Annotated in this window: 14 protein-coding genes and 1 pseudogene; 7 read left to right on the top strand and 8 right to left on the bottom strand. The window is 66.3% G+C overall.

Going from position 1 to position 13,062, the window contains the following annotated elements; genetic code table 11:
- Positions 1-93 precede the first annotated feature (93 nt).
- From ACFFN1_RS11630 to ACFFN1_RS11620, 3 genes are read right to left on the bottom strand one after another with little or no spacing between them, the layout of a single operon-like run.
- On the bottom strand, positions 94-987 hold the full coding sequence (locus ACFFN1_RS11630; RefSeq protein WP_376840938.1) for a TrmH family RNA methyltransferase: 894 nt from the start codon (positions 985-987) through the stop codon (positions 94-96).
- A 22-nt stretch (positions 988-1,009) separates the two neighbouring features.
- Entirely contained in the window at positions 1,010-1,828 is an 819-nt protein-coding gene (locus tag ACFFN1_RS11625; RefSeq protein ID WP_376840937.1) for a sulfite exporter TauE/SafE family protein, read from the bottom strand.
- A gap of 8 nt (positions 1,829-1,836) precedes the next feature.
- Entirely contained in the window at positions 1,837-2,622 is a 786-nt protein-coding gene (locus tag ACFFN1_RS11620) for an ABC transporter ATP-binding protein (protein WP_376840936.1), read from the bottom strand.
- A gap of 90 nt (positions 2,623-2,712) precedes the next feature.
- Here ACFFN1_RS11620 and ACFFN1_RS11615 point away from each other — a divergent pair, with 90 nt between their 5' ends.
- Together ACFFN1_RS11615 and serB are read left to right on the top strand one after the other, a co-directional pair.
- Complete coding sequence (locus ACFFN1_RS11615; protein ID WP_376840934.1) at positions 2,713-3,501, top strand: hypothetical protein; 789 nt, start codon at positions 2,713-2,715, stop codon at positions 3,499-3,501.
- 31 nt (positions 3,502-3,532) lie between these two features.
- On the top strand, positions 3,533-4,336 hold the full coding sequence (gene serB, locus ACFFN1_RS11610) for a phosphoserine phosphatase SerB (protein ID WP_376840933.1): 804 nt from the start codon (positions 3,533-3,535) through the stop codon (positions 4,334-4,336).
- Positions 4,337-4,401: 65 nt separating this feature from the next.
- On the opposite strand, the gene ACFFN1_RS11605 is transcribed toward serB, so the two are convergent.
- The 3 genes from ACFFN1_RS11605 to ACFFN1_RS11595 form a co-directional block, all read right to left on the bottom strand.
- Positions 4,402-4,881, bottom strand: a complete 480-nt coding sequence (locus tag ACFFN1_RS11605; protein WP_376840931.1) for a SixA phosphatase family protein — start codon at positions 4,879-4,881, stop codon at positions 4,402-4,404.
- Positions 4,882-5,377: 496 nt separating this feature from the next.
- Positions 5,378-6,136, bottom strand: coding sequence for an enoyl-ACP reductase FabI (gene fabI / locus ACFFN1_RS11600; protein ID WP_376840930.1), 759 nt, complete (start codon positions 6,134-6,136; stop codon positions 5,378-5,380).
- Positions 6,137-6,202: 66 nt separating this feature from the next.
- Positions 6,203-6,913 (bottom strand): beta-ketoacyl-ACP reductase, encoded by a 711-nt coding sequence (locus tag ACFFN1_RS11595; RefSeq protein ID WP_376840929.1) that lies wholly within the window; start codon positions 6,911-6,913, stop codon positions 6,203-6,205.
- Positions 6,914-7,065: 152 nt separating this feature from the next.
- On the opposite strand from ACFFN1_RS11595, the gene ACFFN1_RS11590 reads away from it, so the two are divergent.
- From ACFFN1_RS11590 to ACFFN1_RS11580, 3 genes are read left to right on the top strand one after another with little or no spacing between them, the layout of a single operon-like run.
- Positions 7,066-7,683, top strand: a complete 618-nt coding sequence (locus ACFFN1_RS11590; protein ID WP_376840928.1) for a DUF3099 domain-containing protein — start codon at positions 7,066-7,068, stop codon at positions 7,681-7,683.
- Positions 7,667-7,885, top strand: a complete 219-nt coding sequence (locus ACFFN1_RS11585; protein ID WP_376840927.1) for a hypothetical protein — start codon at positions 7,667-7,669, stop codon at positions 7,883-7,885. Before ACFFN1_RS11590 ends, ACFFN1_RS11585 begins: the two co-directional genes overlap by 17 nt.
- A complete protein-coding gene (locus tag ACFFN1_RS11580; RefSeq protein ID WP_376840925.1) occupies positions 7,885-8,901 on the top strand; it encodes an SURF1 family cytochrome oxidase biogenesis protein in 1,017 nt (338 codons plus the stop codon). The genes ACFFN1_RS11585 and ACFFN1_RS11580 overlap by 1 nt, the downstream gene beginning before the upstream one ends.
- Before the next feature lie 94 nt (positions 8,902-8,995).
- On the opposite strand, the gene ACFFN1_RS11575 is transcribed toward ACFFN1_RS11580, so the two are convergent.
- The gene (locus ACFFN1_RS11575) at positions 8,996-10,594 is read right to left on the bottom strand and encodes an ABC-F family ATP-binding cassette domain-containing protein (RefSeq protein ID WP_376840923.1); all 1,599 of its coding nucleotides are present in this window, start codon (positions 10,592-10,594) and stop codon (positions 8,996-8,998) included.
- Positions 10,594-11,262: a ribonuclease H family protein gene (locus ACFFN1_RS11570; protein WP_376840922.1), complete on the bottom strand. Its 669-nt coding sequence runs from the start codon at positions 11,260-11,262 to the stop codon at positions 10,594-10,596. Before ACFFN1_RS11570 ends, ACFFN1_RS11575 begins: the two co-directional genes overlap by 1 nt.
- 81 nt (positions 11,263-11,343) lie before the next feature.
- Here ACFFN1_RS11570 and ypfJ point away from each other — a divergent pair.
- Together ypfJ and ACFFN1_RS11560 are read left to right on the top strand one after the other, a co-directional pair.
- A pseudogene (gene ypfJ, locus ACFFN1_RS11565) lies at positions 11,344-12,256 on the top strand (KPN_02809 family neutral zinc metallopeptidase).
- Between the two features lie 522 nt (positions 12,257-12,778).
- Positions 12,779-12,964 (top strand): hypothetical protein, encoded by a 186-nt coding sequence (locus ACFFN1_RS11560; protein ID WP_376840919.1) that lies wholly within the window; start codon positions 12,779-12,781, stop codon positions 12,962-12,964.
- Positions 12,965-13,062: the final 98 nt, after the last annotated feature.

The raw sequence follows: 13,062 nt of genomic DNA, 5'->3' as shown, positions 1-13,062 counted from the left end.
CGTGTTCGACGCGCACGGTTCGCGCCGAACGCGGATGAACTGAATAGTCGCCGCCCGCGCCTTGCCCTGACACCGAAGCTATTGCGATCTCGGTCACCGCGTCGCGTAGAACGCCACGGCTGAACTGGCCGCGACGTTGAGGGAGTCGACGCCGCGCATCATCGGGATCGTCACCCGTGCGTCGAGGCGACGGTCGGTGCCGCGTTTGAGACCCTCGCCTTCGGTGCCGAAGACGAGCGCCAACCGTTCATGCTCGGCACCCACGAGCTCATCGAGGGTGATCGCGCCCTCGCCCAGTGACATCCCGGCAACGTAGAAGCCGGCATCCTTGAGCAGGTCGATGCCGGCTGGCCACGGCTCGATGCGCGTCCACGGGATCTGGAAGACCGTGCCCATCGACACGCGGATCGACCGCCGGTACAGCGGATCAGCACATTCCGGCGTCACCAGCACGGCATCGACCCCGAGTGCCGCAGCTGACCGGAACGCAGCCCCGACGTTCGTGTGATCGACCAACCCTTCGAACACAGCGATCCGGCACTTAGGCGCGTCTGCCTCGAGCACCTCAGCCACCACCTCGGCGGCGGTGCGCGGTGCCGGACGGGCCATCGCCGCCAGTGCTCCACGGTGCAGATGAAAGCCGGTGAGGTCCTCGATCCGTGCTTCGGTGCCGATCCAGATCGGCCCGTCTGTGCTGGTGAGGATGTCGGTCATGCCGGCGAACCACTTGCGGCTCATGAGGAAGGACTGCGGCTGATGCCCGGCTGCCAGGGCGCGGCGGATGATCTTCGTGCTCTCGGCCAGGTAGATGCCCCATTCGGGTTCGGCCGCTGAGCGCAGCCGTACATCGGTCAGGTGCGTGTAGACGGCCAGCTCCGGGGCGTCGAGATCGTCGAAGAACCGGAGGCGTCCAGCATCGATGCCGCATTCGGCTGCCAGCGCGCGGATCTCGCCTTCGGTGGGTTCGGCCTTACGCGGGGTGTTCATGACGGGGTTCCTCGCTTCTGGCTCACATCTGCAGGATGTTCCACAGCGCCACCAGGCCGAGGATGACGATGGCGCTGCGCAGCAGCACCGGTGAGAACTTCCGGCCCACCCGCGCCCCGAGGTAGCCGCCGATGAGCGAGCCGGCAGCGATGAGACCGGCGGCCATCCAGTTGATGCGGTCGAAACCGACGATGACGTAGATGCCGGCTGCCACGGTGTTGACGACGAGGACGAGGACGTTCTTCGCACCGTTGATGCGCTGCAGGGTCTCCGGCAGCAGCATACCGAGCAGCGCGATGAGGATGATGCCCTGGGCGGCGGCGAAGTAGCCGCCGTAGACGGCCGTGGCGTAGACGGCGATGAACACGGCGATATGCCGGCCGATCGACATCGACGGCGTTCCGGTATGCCCGGCAGCCTCTGGTGAAGGTGCGGCTTCCTCGGCAGAGCGGATCGCCCGGTCGCGCAGCAGTCGTTGGAGCATCGGCTGGAAGATGACAAGCAAAAGGGCGAGCACGAGCAGCACCGGCACGATCGTGATGAACGCATCCTCCGGCAGGTGCAGCAGCAGGTAGGCGCCGGTGAGCGCGCCGAGCAGGCTGGCCGGGATGAGCTGGAGCATCCGCTTCTTCTGCCCGGCCAGCTCCGTGCGATAGCCGAACGAGGAGGCGATGTTGCCGGGGATGAGGCCGACGGCATTGCTCATCGTGGCCGTCACCGGCGGCACGCCGAATGCGACGAGGGCCGGGAAGGTGATGAGGGTGCCGGAGCCGACGATCGCATTGATCCCTCCGGCGCCGACGCCGGCGAGCAGCGTCAGCAGGATGTGATGCAGTTCCATGCCGGGGCTCAGTACCGTGCCTGGGCGTGGTAGCGGCCGTCCTCCACTCCGATGCGCACAGGGACCGAGAACGTCTCGGACAGGTTCTCCGCCGTCAGCGTCTCCTCGATCGGCCCGGCGGCCACCGCATCGCCCTCCTTGAGGAGCAGCGCATGCGTGATGCCCTGCGGGATCTCCTCAACATGGTGGGTGACCATGAGAGTCGTCGGGGCGGAGCGGGCGGAGAGGATCTCGGTGAGCGCCTGCAGCAGCTCCTCGCGCCCGCCCAGATCGAGGCCGCTGGCCGGCTCGTCGAGCAGCAGCAGCTCAGGGTCGGTCATGAGCGCCCGGGCGATCTGCACGCGCTTGCGCTCACCTTCGGACAGGCTGCCGAAGCGACGCTCGCTCATCCGCTCCATCCCGAAGGCTGCGAGCAGGTCCTCGGCCCGGGAGGTGTCGACCTCGTCGTAGGCTTCGGTCCACCGGCCGAGCACGCCGTAGGCTGCGGTGAGGATGATGTCGAGGACCTTCTCCGCATTGGGCATGCGCGCCGCCAGATGCTGGGAGGCATACCCGATGCGCGGACGCAGCTCGAACACGTCGACGCGGCCGAGGCGCTGGCTGAGGATGTCGACAGTGCCGGCGGTGGGATGCATCCGCCCGCTGGCCAGTTCCAGCAGCGTCGTCTTGCCTGCGCCGTTGGGGCCGAGGATCGCCCAGTGCTGGCCTTCGCTGACCTTCAGGGACAGTCCATCGAGCAGGTGATTCGTCCCGCGGCGGACACGGACATCGTCAAAGACCAGAACATCGCTCATATCCCAAACCTTAGTACACGCAGCGCGATGACACAGTACGCGCCGGCCGCTGCCCGGCCGGCGGTGTCCAGATGCTCTACAGTGGCGATCATGTCCCCAGATCCCGCCACCGATCTCGATGCCACTCTGCCGAGTCTGCTGTTCGCCCTCTCGGCCAGCGCCTGGCTCGCCGGACGGGTGAGTCCGGATGCGTGTGCTGAGGCCTTTCTCACATCCGAGCACCCGGTCCCCCTGCTCATCGAGGATGCGGCTATCGATCCCGCTGCCGAGGTGCCGGCCGGGATGCTGTTGGCGCTGCCCCGGCTACGGGCGGCTGGGATCGATCAGGTGCGCTGCGTCCTCATCCACCCGAGCCTGCCGGTTGCGGTGCCGAAGGTCGACCGTGCGCATCGTCGGCTGCTCGCCCAGGCGCAGTCTGTGGCGATTGCGGAGTCTGGCGGCCGGGCCCGCGCTCTCATCGTCATCGACGCCGAGGCTGGAATGCGCTTCGTCCCATGCGTTGCCGTGTCAGCAGCTGGGCTGGGTGCCGTGAGCAGCTCGGAGGCTTCCCGGCAGCTGCGGCAGACGACGATGGCTGCGCTCTCTGTCGTCGAATCGCTGTCTGACGTGCCGGCAGGGGTGGGCAGCTGGCAGTGGCGGGACTGGCAGGCTGAGCTCACCGGTCCGCAGGCCGCTGCCGAGGCGCTGGCCCGGTTCGTGCCGGATCCCGCCGCCGCCCAGCAGCTCGTGACGGCCTTGGAGATCCACGAGTCAATGCGCAGCGTCCTCGTCCCTGCTGTCGTGCAGCCGCCGGAGCTCGGGGCTGCGCTGGCGGCCGTGCATGCGGCAGCGGTCGAGGTCGTGGCCGCGATCACGGCAGAGGTCAGACGCGCCTGCTGACGTTGGGTCCTGCATGGCTAGACTGGGCGGCATGCACAGAATCAGCGTCGTGCGCGCGGTCGACGGCAGCCAGCCTCCGTTCTCCGTTGCTTCCAAGCTCGTCACCGATGAACAGCTTCCGGCCCACCTCAGCCGGGCCGCTGAGATCGCCGCTGGCAGCGATGTCATCGTCGTTCCCGCACCGCTTGCCCGCAGCACGCCTGCGGTCGTCGTCATGGATGTCGACTCGACCTTCATCGAGAACGAGGTCATCGACCTCCTCGCAGCTGAGGCCGGCGCGGAGAAGAAGGTCGCCAAGGTCACGGAGAAGGCGATGCGCGGTGAGCTCGATTTCGAGGAGAGCCTGCGGGCGCGGGTCAAAGCGCTCAAGGGCCTGCCGGTCAGCGTGCTCGACGAGGTACGCGCAGCGATCACGCCCACTGGTGGTGCGGCTGAGCTCGTCAGTCTCGTGCAGAGCAATGGCGGGCGCATCGGACTCGTCTCCGGCGGCTTCACCCAGATCCTCTCCCCGCTCGCTGCGGAGTACGGCATCACCGACTATGCAGCCAACACGCTCGAGGTCGCAGACGGCGTGCTCACCGGCAAGGTGACCGGAACGATCGTCGACGCTGAGTACAAGCGCAACTTCCTCCGCAGTCTCTGTGCAGAGGCTGGTGTGCCCGTCGAGGCTGCGATCGCGATCGGCGATGGCGCCAATGATGCGCTCATGGCGCAGGAGGCCGGCCTCGGTATCGCCTTCTGCCCTAAGCCAGCGCTGGCCGAGGTCGCCGATGCGACGATCTCGGTGCGGCGCCTCGATGCCGTATGGGCTGCGGTCACCGGCCGCATGAACTGACAGCCGGCCACCGCGTCGCCTCAGGTGAGGTGGCCAGCAGCTGCCTCACCTCAGATCCACACACTTCAGTCGCGGAAGCAGTGGATCTCCGGCTTCGGGAACCCGCCGGCGGCGATTCCCCATGCGGGCAGGTCAAAGATCGCAATCGATGATGGCCGGAACTTCTCGGTCAGGGTGAAGTCCTCGCACAGTTCGGTGATGACTTCCGAGACCATCGGCTCGTGCCCGACGATGTAGGCGCCGGTCGAATCAGACGGGATTGTGCCGATGACCTCGATCCAGTCATCGACGTCGGAGTCGTAGAGCGCCCGGTCGGCGCGGATGTCCAGCTCAGTGCCGGCCTTCGCGAAAGCGTCGGCGACTCCCTGGGCGGTCTGCATGGTGCGCAGCGCAGCAGAGCTGATGAGGCAGTCAAGGGGGTATTCGGTGAGGAACTCGCCGAGCCGGGCAGCTTCTGCGAATCCTCCCTCGGTCAGCGGGCGGTCGAAGTCGTCGACCGGTGGCCGGTCGGCCTTGGCATGTCGGCCGATCACCAGATACGGCATGGTGTCCTTTCGCGAAGCAACAGGTACCTCCTACGGTACGTCACCGCTGGGCCCTTGCGCACGCGTCCGGAGCATGAAGGACGGGCCAAGGTCCTGAGCAACACCGTCGGACGGTGACGAATGGGGCTCCGGCTGGGCAGATGACGTCGTCGAGAACTCAGAACACATCGTCGAGAACTCAGAACACATCGTCGAGAACTCAGAACACATCGTCGAGAACTCAGAACNCGAGGCGCACAAAGACCCGGGTACAGAAAAAGAGTGTTCAAACTTCGATGGTGAAATGGCCGATTCACCATCGAAGTTTGAACACTCTTTCTGTTGGCGGGCCCTCAAGGCGTGAGTGGAGCCCGGTTCGAGGTCCTGCAGGCGGAAATCCGAGACCTTCCAGCTGCGCCTCCAGCCGAATTAGCTCAGACCCTGCAGAGCCTCAGAAGCCCTAGTCCTCCATCAGCCCACATCGCCCCAGGGCGTCAAGCCCCGCAGCCAGCCGGCATCAGGCGCCGGTCGAGTGCAGACCGCCGTCGACGTGGACCATCTCACCGGTCGTCGCCGGGAACCAGTCGGACAGGAGGGCGACGATGGCCTTGCCGGCAGGTTCGGTGTCGGTCTGATCCCAGCCGAGCGGAGCACGCTCGCCCCAGACATCCTCGAATGCTTCGAAGCCGGGGATAGACTTAGCAGCCGTCGTCTTGAGCGGACCGGCCGAGACGAGGTTGCAGCGGATCTGGTCCTTGCCCAGGTACTTCGCGAGGTAGCGGTTGGTCGACTCGAGGGCGGCCTTGCACACACCCATCCAGTCGTAGGCCGGCCAAGCGACTGTGGCGTCGAAGGTCAGACCGACGACACCGGCGCCGGAGTTCATGACCGGCTTGGCGGCCATGACGATCGACTTGAGCGAGAAGGCCGAGACCTGCATCGCATTGGACACCGACTCGAACGGAGTGTCGAGGAACACGCCGCCGAGCGCATCCTTGGGTGCAAAGGCGATGGCGTGGACGATGCCGTCGATGTTTCCGCCCAGACGCTCCGGCAGCGCTGCCAGATCCTCGTCGTTGGTGGCGTCGAGTTCGATGACCTCCGCCGGCTGCGGCAGTCGTTCAGCGATGACGGAGGTGATCTTCATCTGCCGTCCGAACGACGACAGGATGACCTCTGCGCCCTGTTCCTGCGCCAGACGGGCGGCTGCGAAGGCGATCGACGCCTCGGTCAGCACACCGGTGACGAGGATACGCTTGCCGTCAAGAATTCCCATATTCCCCATTCCTTCTCACGTTCTTCCAGCCGGGGTCATGCCCGGCTGCGGTTGTCGATTCGTTGTTCAGTGTCCCATACCGAGGCCGCCGTCGACCGGAATGACGGCGCCGGAGATGTAGGCGGCCTCATCGGAGGCGACCCAGCGGACTACGCGAGCGACCTCCTCGGGATCGGCGAAGCGCTTGGCCGGGATCTGCCCGAGGTACTCCTTCTGCTGCTTCTCCGGCAGCGCATCGGTCATGTCCGTGCGAATGAAGCCGGGCGCCACGACATTTGCGGTGATGCCGCGCGAGCCGAGCTCACGGGTGATCGAGCGCGCCAGGCCCACCAGGCCGGCCTTCGAAGAGGAGTAGTTCGCCTGTCCGGCAACGCCGAGCAGCCCCGAGACCGAGGAGATGAGCACGATGCGGCCGTACTTGGCCCGGATCATCGGGGTGATGCCGCGCTTGACGGTGCGGAACGCGCCGGTGAGGTTGGTGTCGATGACCGCATCGAACTCATCGTCGTCCATGCGCATGAGCAGGTTGTCCTTGGTGATGCCGGCGTTGGCGACGACGACCTCGACCGGGCCGAGCTCGTCTTCGACCTTCGTGAAGGCGGCGTCGATGGAGTCGGAGTCGGTGACGTCGGCGCTGACGGCCAAGGCTCCCTCCGGTGCTTCTCCGTTGCGGGAGGTCACCGCGACCTTATGGCCTGCGGCGATGAACTCCTCGGCGATGGTGCGGCCGATGCCGCGGTTGCCTCCGGTGACGAGGACGACGCGTGATTCAGACACGAAGTGGGCTCCTTTAGCGATCGGTGTCCGCGCGGCGGTGCGGCACGGAATGTGTGACCTCTCCAACCTAACGCACTGATGAAAGTTCTGAGTATCTGGGAGACAATAGGGCGGTACGCTTTTGTACCTCACGGCACGACTCCTGGAAGGCTATGGCAGCGAAGAGACCACGCACGCACATCACGGACGCCGACGAGTCTCATGAAGCTGACACCCGGGCCCGTTCCCAGCGCTATCTGGTCTCGATGAGCATCCGCATGGTGTGTTTCGTCCTCGCCATCGTCACCACCGGATGGGTGCGCTGGGCGTGCGTCGCCGGGGCGGTGCTGCTGCCGTGGATCGCTGTGCAGATCGCCAACGCCGGCAAAGAGAACAACACGAAGATGCGCACGGCCCTCATCGACGGCCCGCCGCGGTCGGCTCTGCCGGAGGGCACCGGTGCCGGCCAGGGTGCTTCTGGTGCGGCCGGGCCCGAGGCGCCGAGCGCCTCGAGTGCGGATCATCCGTCGGCTGGCCGGGCCGGGGGCGAGCACGTCCGGGGCTACACCGTCTTCCGTGCCGGCCCTGCAGCTTCCGATGCTGACGCTTCGACTGTTGGGGCGGCAGACGATCATGCGGGTATGACCGAAGGCAGGCAAGCGGCCGGAAGGCAGACAGCCGATGAGCGCACGGCGCGGTTCAGCGGTGACGTCATCGAAGGCGAGGTCATTGAAGGCGAGGTCGTCATCCCGGATGAGGCGCCCGAGGAGGGCGATGGCCGCGATGGATGAGCGGCAGTGCTCGGCGCGGGACTGCCGGAGGCCTGCGGCGTTCGCGATGCTGTGGAACAACCCCCGGATCCATACGCCGGAGCGGCGAAAAGTATGGTTGGCCTGTGATGAGCACCGGACCTATCTGCACGAGTATCTGCATCTGCGCGGCCTGCTCAAGGATGACGTGCCCGTCGATGAGATTCCCGAAGGAGCAGGCTGATGGCCGCTAGCTCCTACAGCTTCATCTTCTCCTCCCGCTGGATGCGCTATATCGTCATGGCGATCGTGGCGGCTGTGGCCTGCGGGTTCCTCGCCAACTGGCAGAACAACCGGCGTGAGGCCCGCGATGCCGAGATCGCACGCATCAACGCGAACTACCACGGCGCGGCGGAGCCACTGGCAGAGATCCTGCCGGAGACCTCCACACGGCTTCCCGAGGATCTCGAATGGAAGCGCTTCGAGGCCACCGGTACCTACGATCCGGCTTCGACGGTGTTCATCCGCAACCGCAGTGTCGACGGCCAGGCCGGGCTCTATGTCCTCGTGCCGCTGCGCACGGATTCCGGCGCTGAACTGGCGGTCGTCCGCGGCTGGGTGCCGCCCGGTCAGACCGGACAGACCCCGGACCTGGCCCTGCTGCCGGATCCGCCAGCCGGTGAGGTCACGGTGACCGGATGGCTGCGGGTGCCGCAGGACAGCCCGGATGAGACGGTCACGCAGAACTCGCTGCGCAGCATCGACCCGCAGAATGTGCCGGGCATGACGGACCCCTATACCGGCGCCTATGCCCAACTGGACGCAGAAGACCCGCCGGCGGCCGAGGGGCTGACGGCGCTGCCGCCGCCGAGCACCGACCCGGGCTCACACCTGTCCTATACGTTCCAGTGGATCGTCTTCGGCATCATGATCCTCGGCGGCGTCGTTTATGCCGCCCGCCGGGAGCGCATCAGCCGTGACCTGGAGGCTGCCGAGCAGACCGGCCAGGCCGCGACGACCCAGTATGTCGTCGTTGACAAGAACACCATCGCCGCTGGCCGCGGACGCCGTGCCGCCCCGAGCGGGCCGAGCCGCGGCACCCGCTACGGCAGTGCTGATCCCCGCCGCGCCGCAGCCCGGCGTGCCGGAGTCGAAGACCGGACACGGCCGCACACTGCAAACAGGATCGCGCCTGCCCGTCGTCGGCCGGGCTCAGCAGAAGAGGCTGAGGACGCGATGCTCGACGAGCAGGGATTCTGAAAAGCAGGGATGCTGAGGGCGCGGCCGGCGAGGATGCCCAGCCGTGCGCCAGCCCAGCCTCTCTCCTCGGACAGACCAGACCTCCGACTGTGCTTCAGGCGAGGGTGACGAGATCGAGGTAGTCAGACGACCAGTGGTCCTCATCGCCATCGGGCAGCAGGAGCACACGGTCCGGGTTGAGGGCCTCAACGGCGCCGACATCGTGGGTGACGAGGACGATCGCGCCCTCGTAGCGGCGGATCGCTGAGAGGATTTCCTCACGGCTGGCCGGGTCGAGGTTGTTCGTCGGCTCATCGAGCAGCAGCACATTGGCGCTCGAGACGACGAGGGCTGCCAGCGCGAGACGGGTCTTCTCACCACCGGAGAGCACCCCGGCGGGCTTGTAGACATCGTCACCGGAGAACAGGAACGAGCCGAGCACATTGCGCACCGCAGTGTCATCGAGATGATGCGCGTGCGCGACCATGTTCTCCAGCACCGTGCGGTTGACGTCGAGCGTCTCGTGCTCCTGCGCGTAGTAGCCGAGCTTGAGGCCGTGCCCGGCGATGACCTCACCGGCGTCCGGCTGTTCCAGTCCGGCCAGCAGGGTCAGCAGCGTCGTCTTGCCGGCACCGTTGAAGCCGAGGACGACGACTCTGGATCCACGGTCGATCGCCAGATCGACACCGGTGAACACCTCGGTCGTGCCGTAGCTCTTCGACAGGCCCTCTGCCGTCAGCGGCACCCTGCCGCACGGGGTCGGTGACGGGAAGCGCAGATGTGCGACCTTCTCCGACTGACGCTCGGATTCGAGGCCCTGCAGCATCCGCTCGGCACGTTTGGCCATCTGCTGTGCGGCCACCGCCTTCGTCGCCTTCGCACGCATCTTGTCGGCCTGGGCGCTGAGGGCGGCGGCCTTCTTCTCGACATTCGCACGCTCCCGGCGCCGGCGCCGCTCATCGGCTTCGCGCTGGATGAGGTACTGCCGGTAGGACATCGAGTAGATGTCGATGCACTGGCGGGTGGCATCAAGGAAGAAGACGGTGTTGACGACTTCGTCGATGAGATCGAGGTCGTGGGAGATGATGATGAGCCCACCGGAATAGGTCTTGAGGTATCCGCGCAGCCACGCGACCGATTCGGCATCGAGGTGGTTGGTCGGCTCATCCAGGATCATCGTGTCCGGGGCTTCGAACAGGATGCGAGCGAGCTCGACGCGGCGGCGCTGACCACCGGAGAGGGTTTCGAGCTCCTGCCGGATCGTCTTCTCATCCAGACCGAGATTGGCGGCGATGCTCAGCGCCTCGGATTCGGCAGCGTAGCCGCCGGCGGCGATGAACTCGGCTTCGATCCGCGGATACTTCTCGATCGCCTTGGCCATGACGTCGGGGTCAGCATCGGACATCTGCGCTTCGGCCTTGCGCATCCGACGAGCGATGACATCGAGCTCGCGAGCGGCGAGGATCCGCTCCAACGCAGTTGACTTCGGGTTCCCGGTGCGCGGATCCTGCGGCAGGTAACCGACGCTGCCGGTGCGCGAGACCGTACCGGCGCTCGGCTGCACCTCGCCCATGAGCACCTTCGTCAGGGTGGTCTTGCCGGCACCGTTGCGGCCGACGAGACCGACGCGCTCGCCCTTGTCGACGCGGAAGGACACCTCGCTCATGAGCGTCCGGGCGCCGACCATCACCTCGAGGTCATGGACAGAGATCATCAGACATCAGCTCCATAGGCGGCGCCGGCGCCGAGGCGGATGAGCCTGGCGAGCTCCTGCTGCGGGGTGCGTCCGGCTGCGTGTGCGCGGCTGACAATGCTATCGGCGAGCTCACGTTCGAGTAGGCACGACACCTGCACGGCGGGCGTGGAATCCGCTTGAGTTGCGGAACCCTGAGTCTCTCCCTCGCTCGTCGTGCCGCCCCCGCACGTGAACCCGGGGCCGCTCGGCACTGCGGTGCCGTCCTTGAAGGCACCGGCGGCGGCGCGGGCGCGCTCATCGGCAGCATCGTTGAGGGCGTGGCTGCTGTGGCCCTTCACCCATTCGAATTCGACACTGCGCCCGGCCAACGCAGCATCGAGGGCTTCCATCAGATCGCGGTTCTGAACGTCCCTGCCGTCGGCCTTCTTCCAGCCGCGGCGCTTCCAGTTCGGCATCCATTTCGTCACCGAGTTGATGACGTACTGGCTGTCGCACAGGATGTGCAGCGGTGTCGCGTCCTCCGCCGTGGCGTGGAGGATCTCGATGACGGCCTGCAACTCACCGCGGTTGTTTGTCGCCTGCATCCAGCCGCCGGCATCCCAGCAGTCGTCGTCGATGTACCAGGCCCAGCCGGCGGGCCCTGGATTGCCGAGGGCAGAACCGTCGACGGCGACAGTGATCGTCACGAAATCTGTGTCCTTCCGAAAACGCTGGTGAGGTCCGGTGAACGCCCGTTCCCGGCGCCGTGCCCACACTATGCTACTGCCATGACATTCAATCCCGGCAGTCAGCTCGACACCTCCCAGGTCTCCCGCCGGTCCGGCGGCAGGATGGGCGGTCCCATCAAGGTCGGCGGGGGGCATCGGCTCGATCGCCGTGCTCATCCTCGGCGTCATCCTCTTCGGCCCCGGGTTCATCAACCAGGGCCTCGGCGAGAGCTCAAGCTACGACTACTCCCAGGTCGGTGAGCAGGACAGCGGCCAGTCGCTGGCCGAGCAGTGCCAGACCGGTGAGGACGCCAACCGCAACATCGAGTGCCGGGTCGTGGGCACCGTGAACTCGCTCAACGCCTATTGGGGCGGTGGCGCCTCCCGGCTCGGGGTGCGGTATCACCGGCCCGAGGTGGTGCTGACGTCTGGTTCGTGGCAGACCGGCTGCGGGGCGGCAAGTTCGGCGATGGGTCCCTTCTACTGCCCGGCCGACGAGACGGCCTACTTCGACGTCGGGTTCTTCGACCAGCTGCGCAGTCAGTACGGCGCCGGCCAGGGTCCACTGGCCGAGGAGTATGTCATCGTCCACGAGTTCGGCCACCATGTCCAGCGCCTGACCGGCGCCATCAACCGCGCCCAGCACGGTGACACCGGCCCGCAGTCCTCAGCGGTGCGCCTGGAGCTGCAGGCCGACTGCTATGCCGGGGTGTGGGCGTCGAACGCCTCGAAGACGAAGGACGCCGGGACCGGTGAACCGTACCTGCAGCCGCTGACGTCCTCGGACATCCGCTCGGCGGTCTCGGCTGCCGAGGCGGTCGGCGATGACCGGATCCAGGAGAAAGCGCAGGGCCGGGTGACACCGGAGAACTTCACACACGGATCCTCCGAACAGCGCGAGACCTGGTTCATGCGCGGATATGAGTACGGCGATCCTGCCGCGTGCGATACCTTCTCCGCCGGCCGGATCTGAACACAGCGACACGGCATGCACACGGGGGCCGGTGAGCAGTCAGCCTGCTCACCGGCCCTGCGTCGCGAGCCGGTCGGCTTCAGCTGCGTACTCGGGATCGTCCTCCCGGCGCATACGGACGGTCTCGCTGTGGCCCTCCAGGTCGGACAGCTTCACGAGCATCACATTCATTCCTCTATCTGGGGCAGCCGTCGCTCGGCATTGCGGTAATCGACCACGGTCCGCATTGCGACGAATATTTCAATCGCGTTATATCAGCGTCTGGTGCCCGGTTCAGCCGGAGGATCACCGAGACACGTGCGAAGACTAGGTTGGCTTGGGCGAAGATCCTTGCCCGCTCCTTCTCGGAAACCTCTCGGCCTTCTTGCCGGATCCTCCTGCCTGACCGTCATTGGTTGCTGCGCCGCTGTGTCCGACACGAGCACGGGGTCGCGGGCGTCATCGATGCCGAAGCCCGCGACACAGTAACTGACCCGTCCCACCGATGCCTGTGTGGTTGGCGCATTACTGGGGTGGCTGCCGATGTCAGAACACCTGGCTGTGATCGGAGAGCCGGACAATGACTGGATGGCGACAGTGCGTCAGGTCGAGGAACAGATGGACGCTCTGCGCAAGCGCCTCAATGAGGCGGCAGAGGAGTATTCGGCGGGCAACCTCACCCTGGCTATGCACGCCTCGATAAAACAGCGCGTGAACCTTCAGACCTGACTTCCACAACTGTAGTTACCCAGGCGATGTGATTGCGACGCGGATGTGAGCGACGCCTTCGCTGACTGGGTCGGCGGCAGCGACGGTATGGCCGACCG

This window comes from Brevibacterium otitidis (assembly GCF_042429315.1).
Lineage (GTDB): Bacteria > Actinomycetota > Actinomycetes > Actinomycetales > Brevibacteriaceae > Brevibacterium > Brevibacterium otitidis.
Note: the sequence above shows the minus strand (reverse complement) of the source record. Positions and strands in the feature narration are given on the sequence as shown.

Bases quoted from the DNA above. Each gene is read 5' to 3' on its own strand.
- ACFFN1_RS11560 (WP_376840919.1), top strand. From the start codon at position 12,779: ATGTCAGAACACCTGGCTGTGATCGGAGAGCCGGACAATGACTGGATG.
- ACFFN1_RS11630 (WP_376840938.1), bottom strand. From the start codon at position 987: ATGAACACCCCGCGTAAGGCCGAACCCACCGAAGGCGAGATCCGCGCG.
- fabI (WP_376840930.1), bottom strand. From the start codon at position 6,136: ATGGGAATTCTTGACGGCAAGCGTATCCTCGTCACCGGTGTGCTGACC.
- ACFFN1_RS11580 (WP_376840925.1), top strand. From the start codon at position 7,885: ATGGCCGCTAGCTCCTACAGCTTCATCTTCTCCTCCCGCTGGATGCGC.
- ACFFN1_RS11590 (WP_376840928.1), top strand. From the start codon at position 7,066: ATGGCAGCGAAGAGACCACGCACGCACATCACGGACGCCGACGAGTCT.
- ACFFN1_RS11605 (WP_376840931.1), bottom strand. From the start codon at position 4,881: ATGCCGTATCTGGTGATCGGCCGACATGCCAAGGCCGACCGGCCACCG.
- ACFFN1_RS11620 (WP_376840936.1), bottom strand. From the start codon at position 2,622: ATGAGCGATGTTCTGGTCTTTGACGATGTCCGTGTCCGCCGCGGGACG.
- ACFFN1_RS11625 (WP_376840937.1), bottom strand. From the start codon at position 1,828: ATGGAACTGCATCACATCCTGCTGACGCTGCTCGCCGGCGTCGGCGCC.
- serB (WP_376840933.1), top strand. From the start codon at position 3,533: ATGCACAGAATCAGCGTCGTGCGCGCGGTCGACGGCAGCCAGCCTCCG.
- ACFFN1_RS11575 (WP_376840923.1), bottom strand. From the start codon at position 10,594: ATGATCTCTGTCCATGACCTCGAGGTGATGGTCGGCGCCCGGACGCTC.
- ACFFN1_RS11615 (WP_376840934.1), top strand. From the start codon at position 2,713: ATGTCCCCAGATCCCGCCACCGATCTCGATGCCACTCTGCCGAGTCTG.
- ACFFN1_RS11585 (WP_376840927.1), top strand. From the start codon at position 7,667: ATGGCCGCGATGGATGAGCGGCAGTGCTCGGCGCGGGACTGCCGGAGG.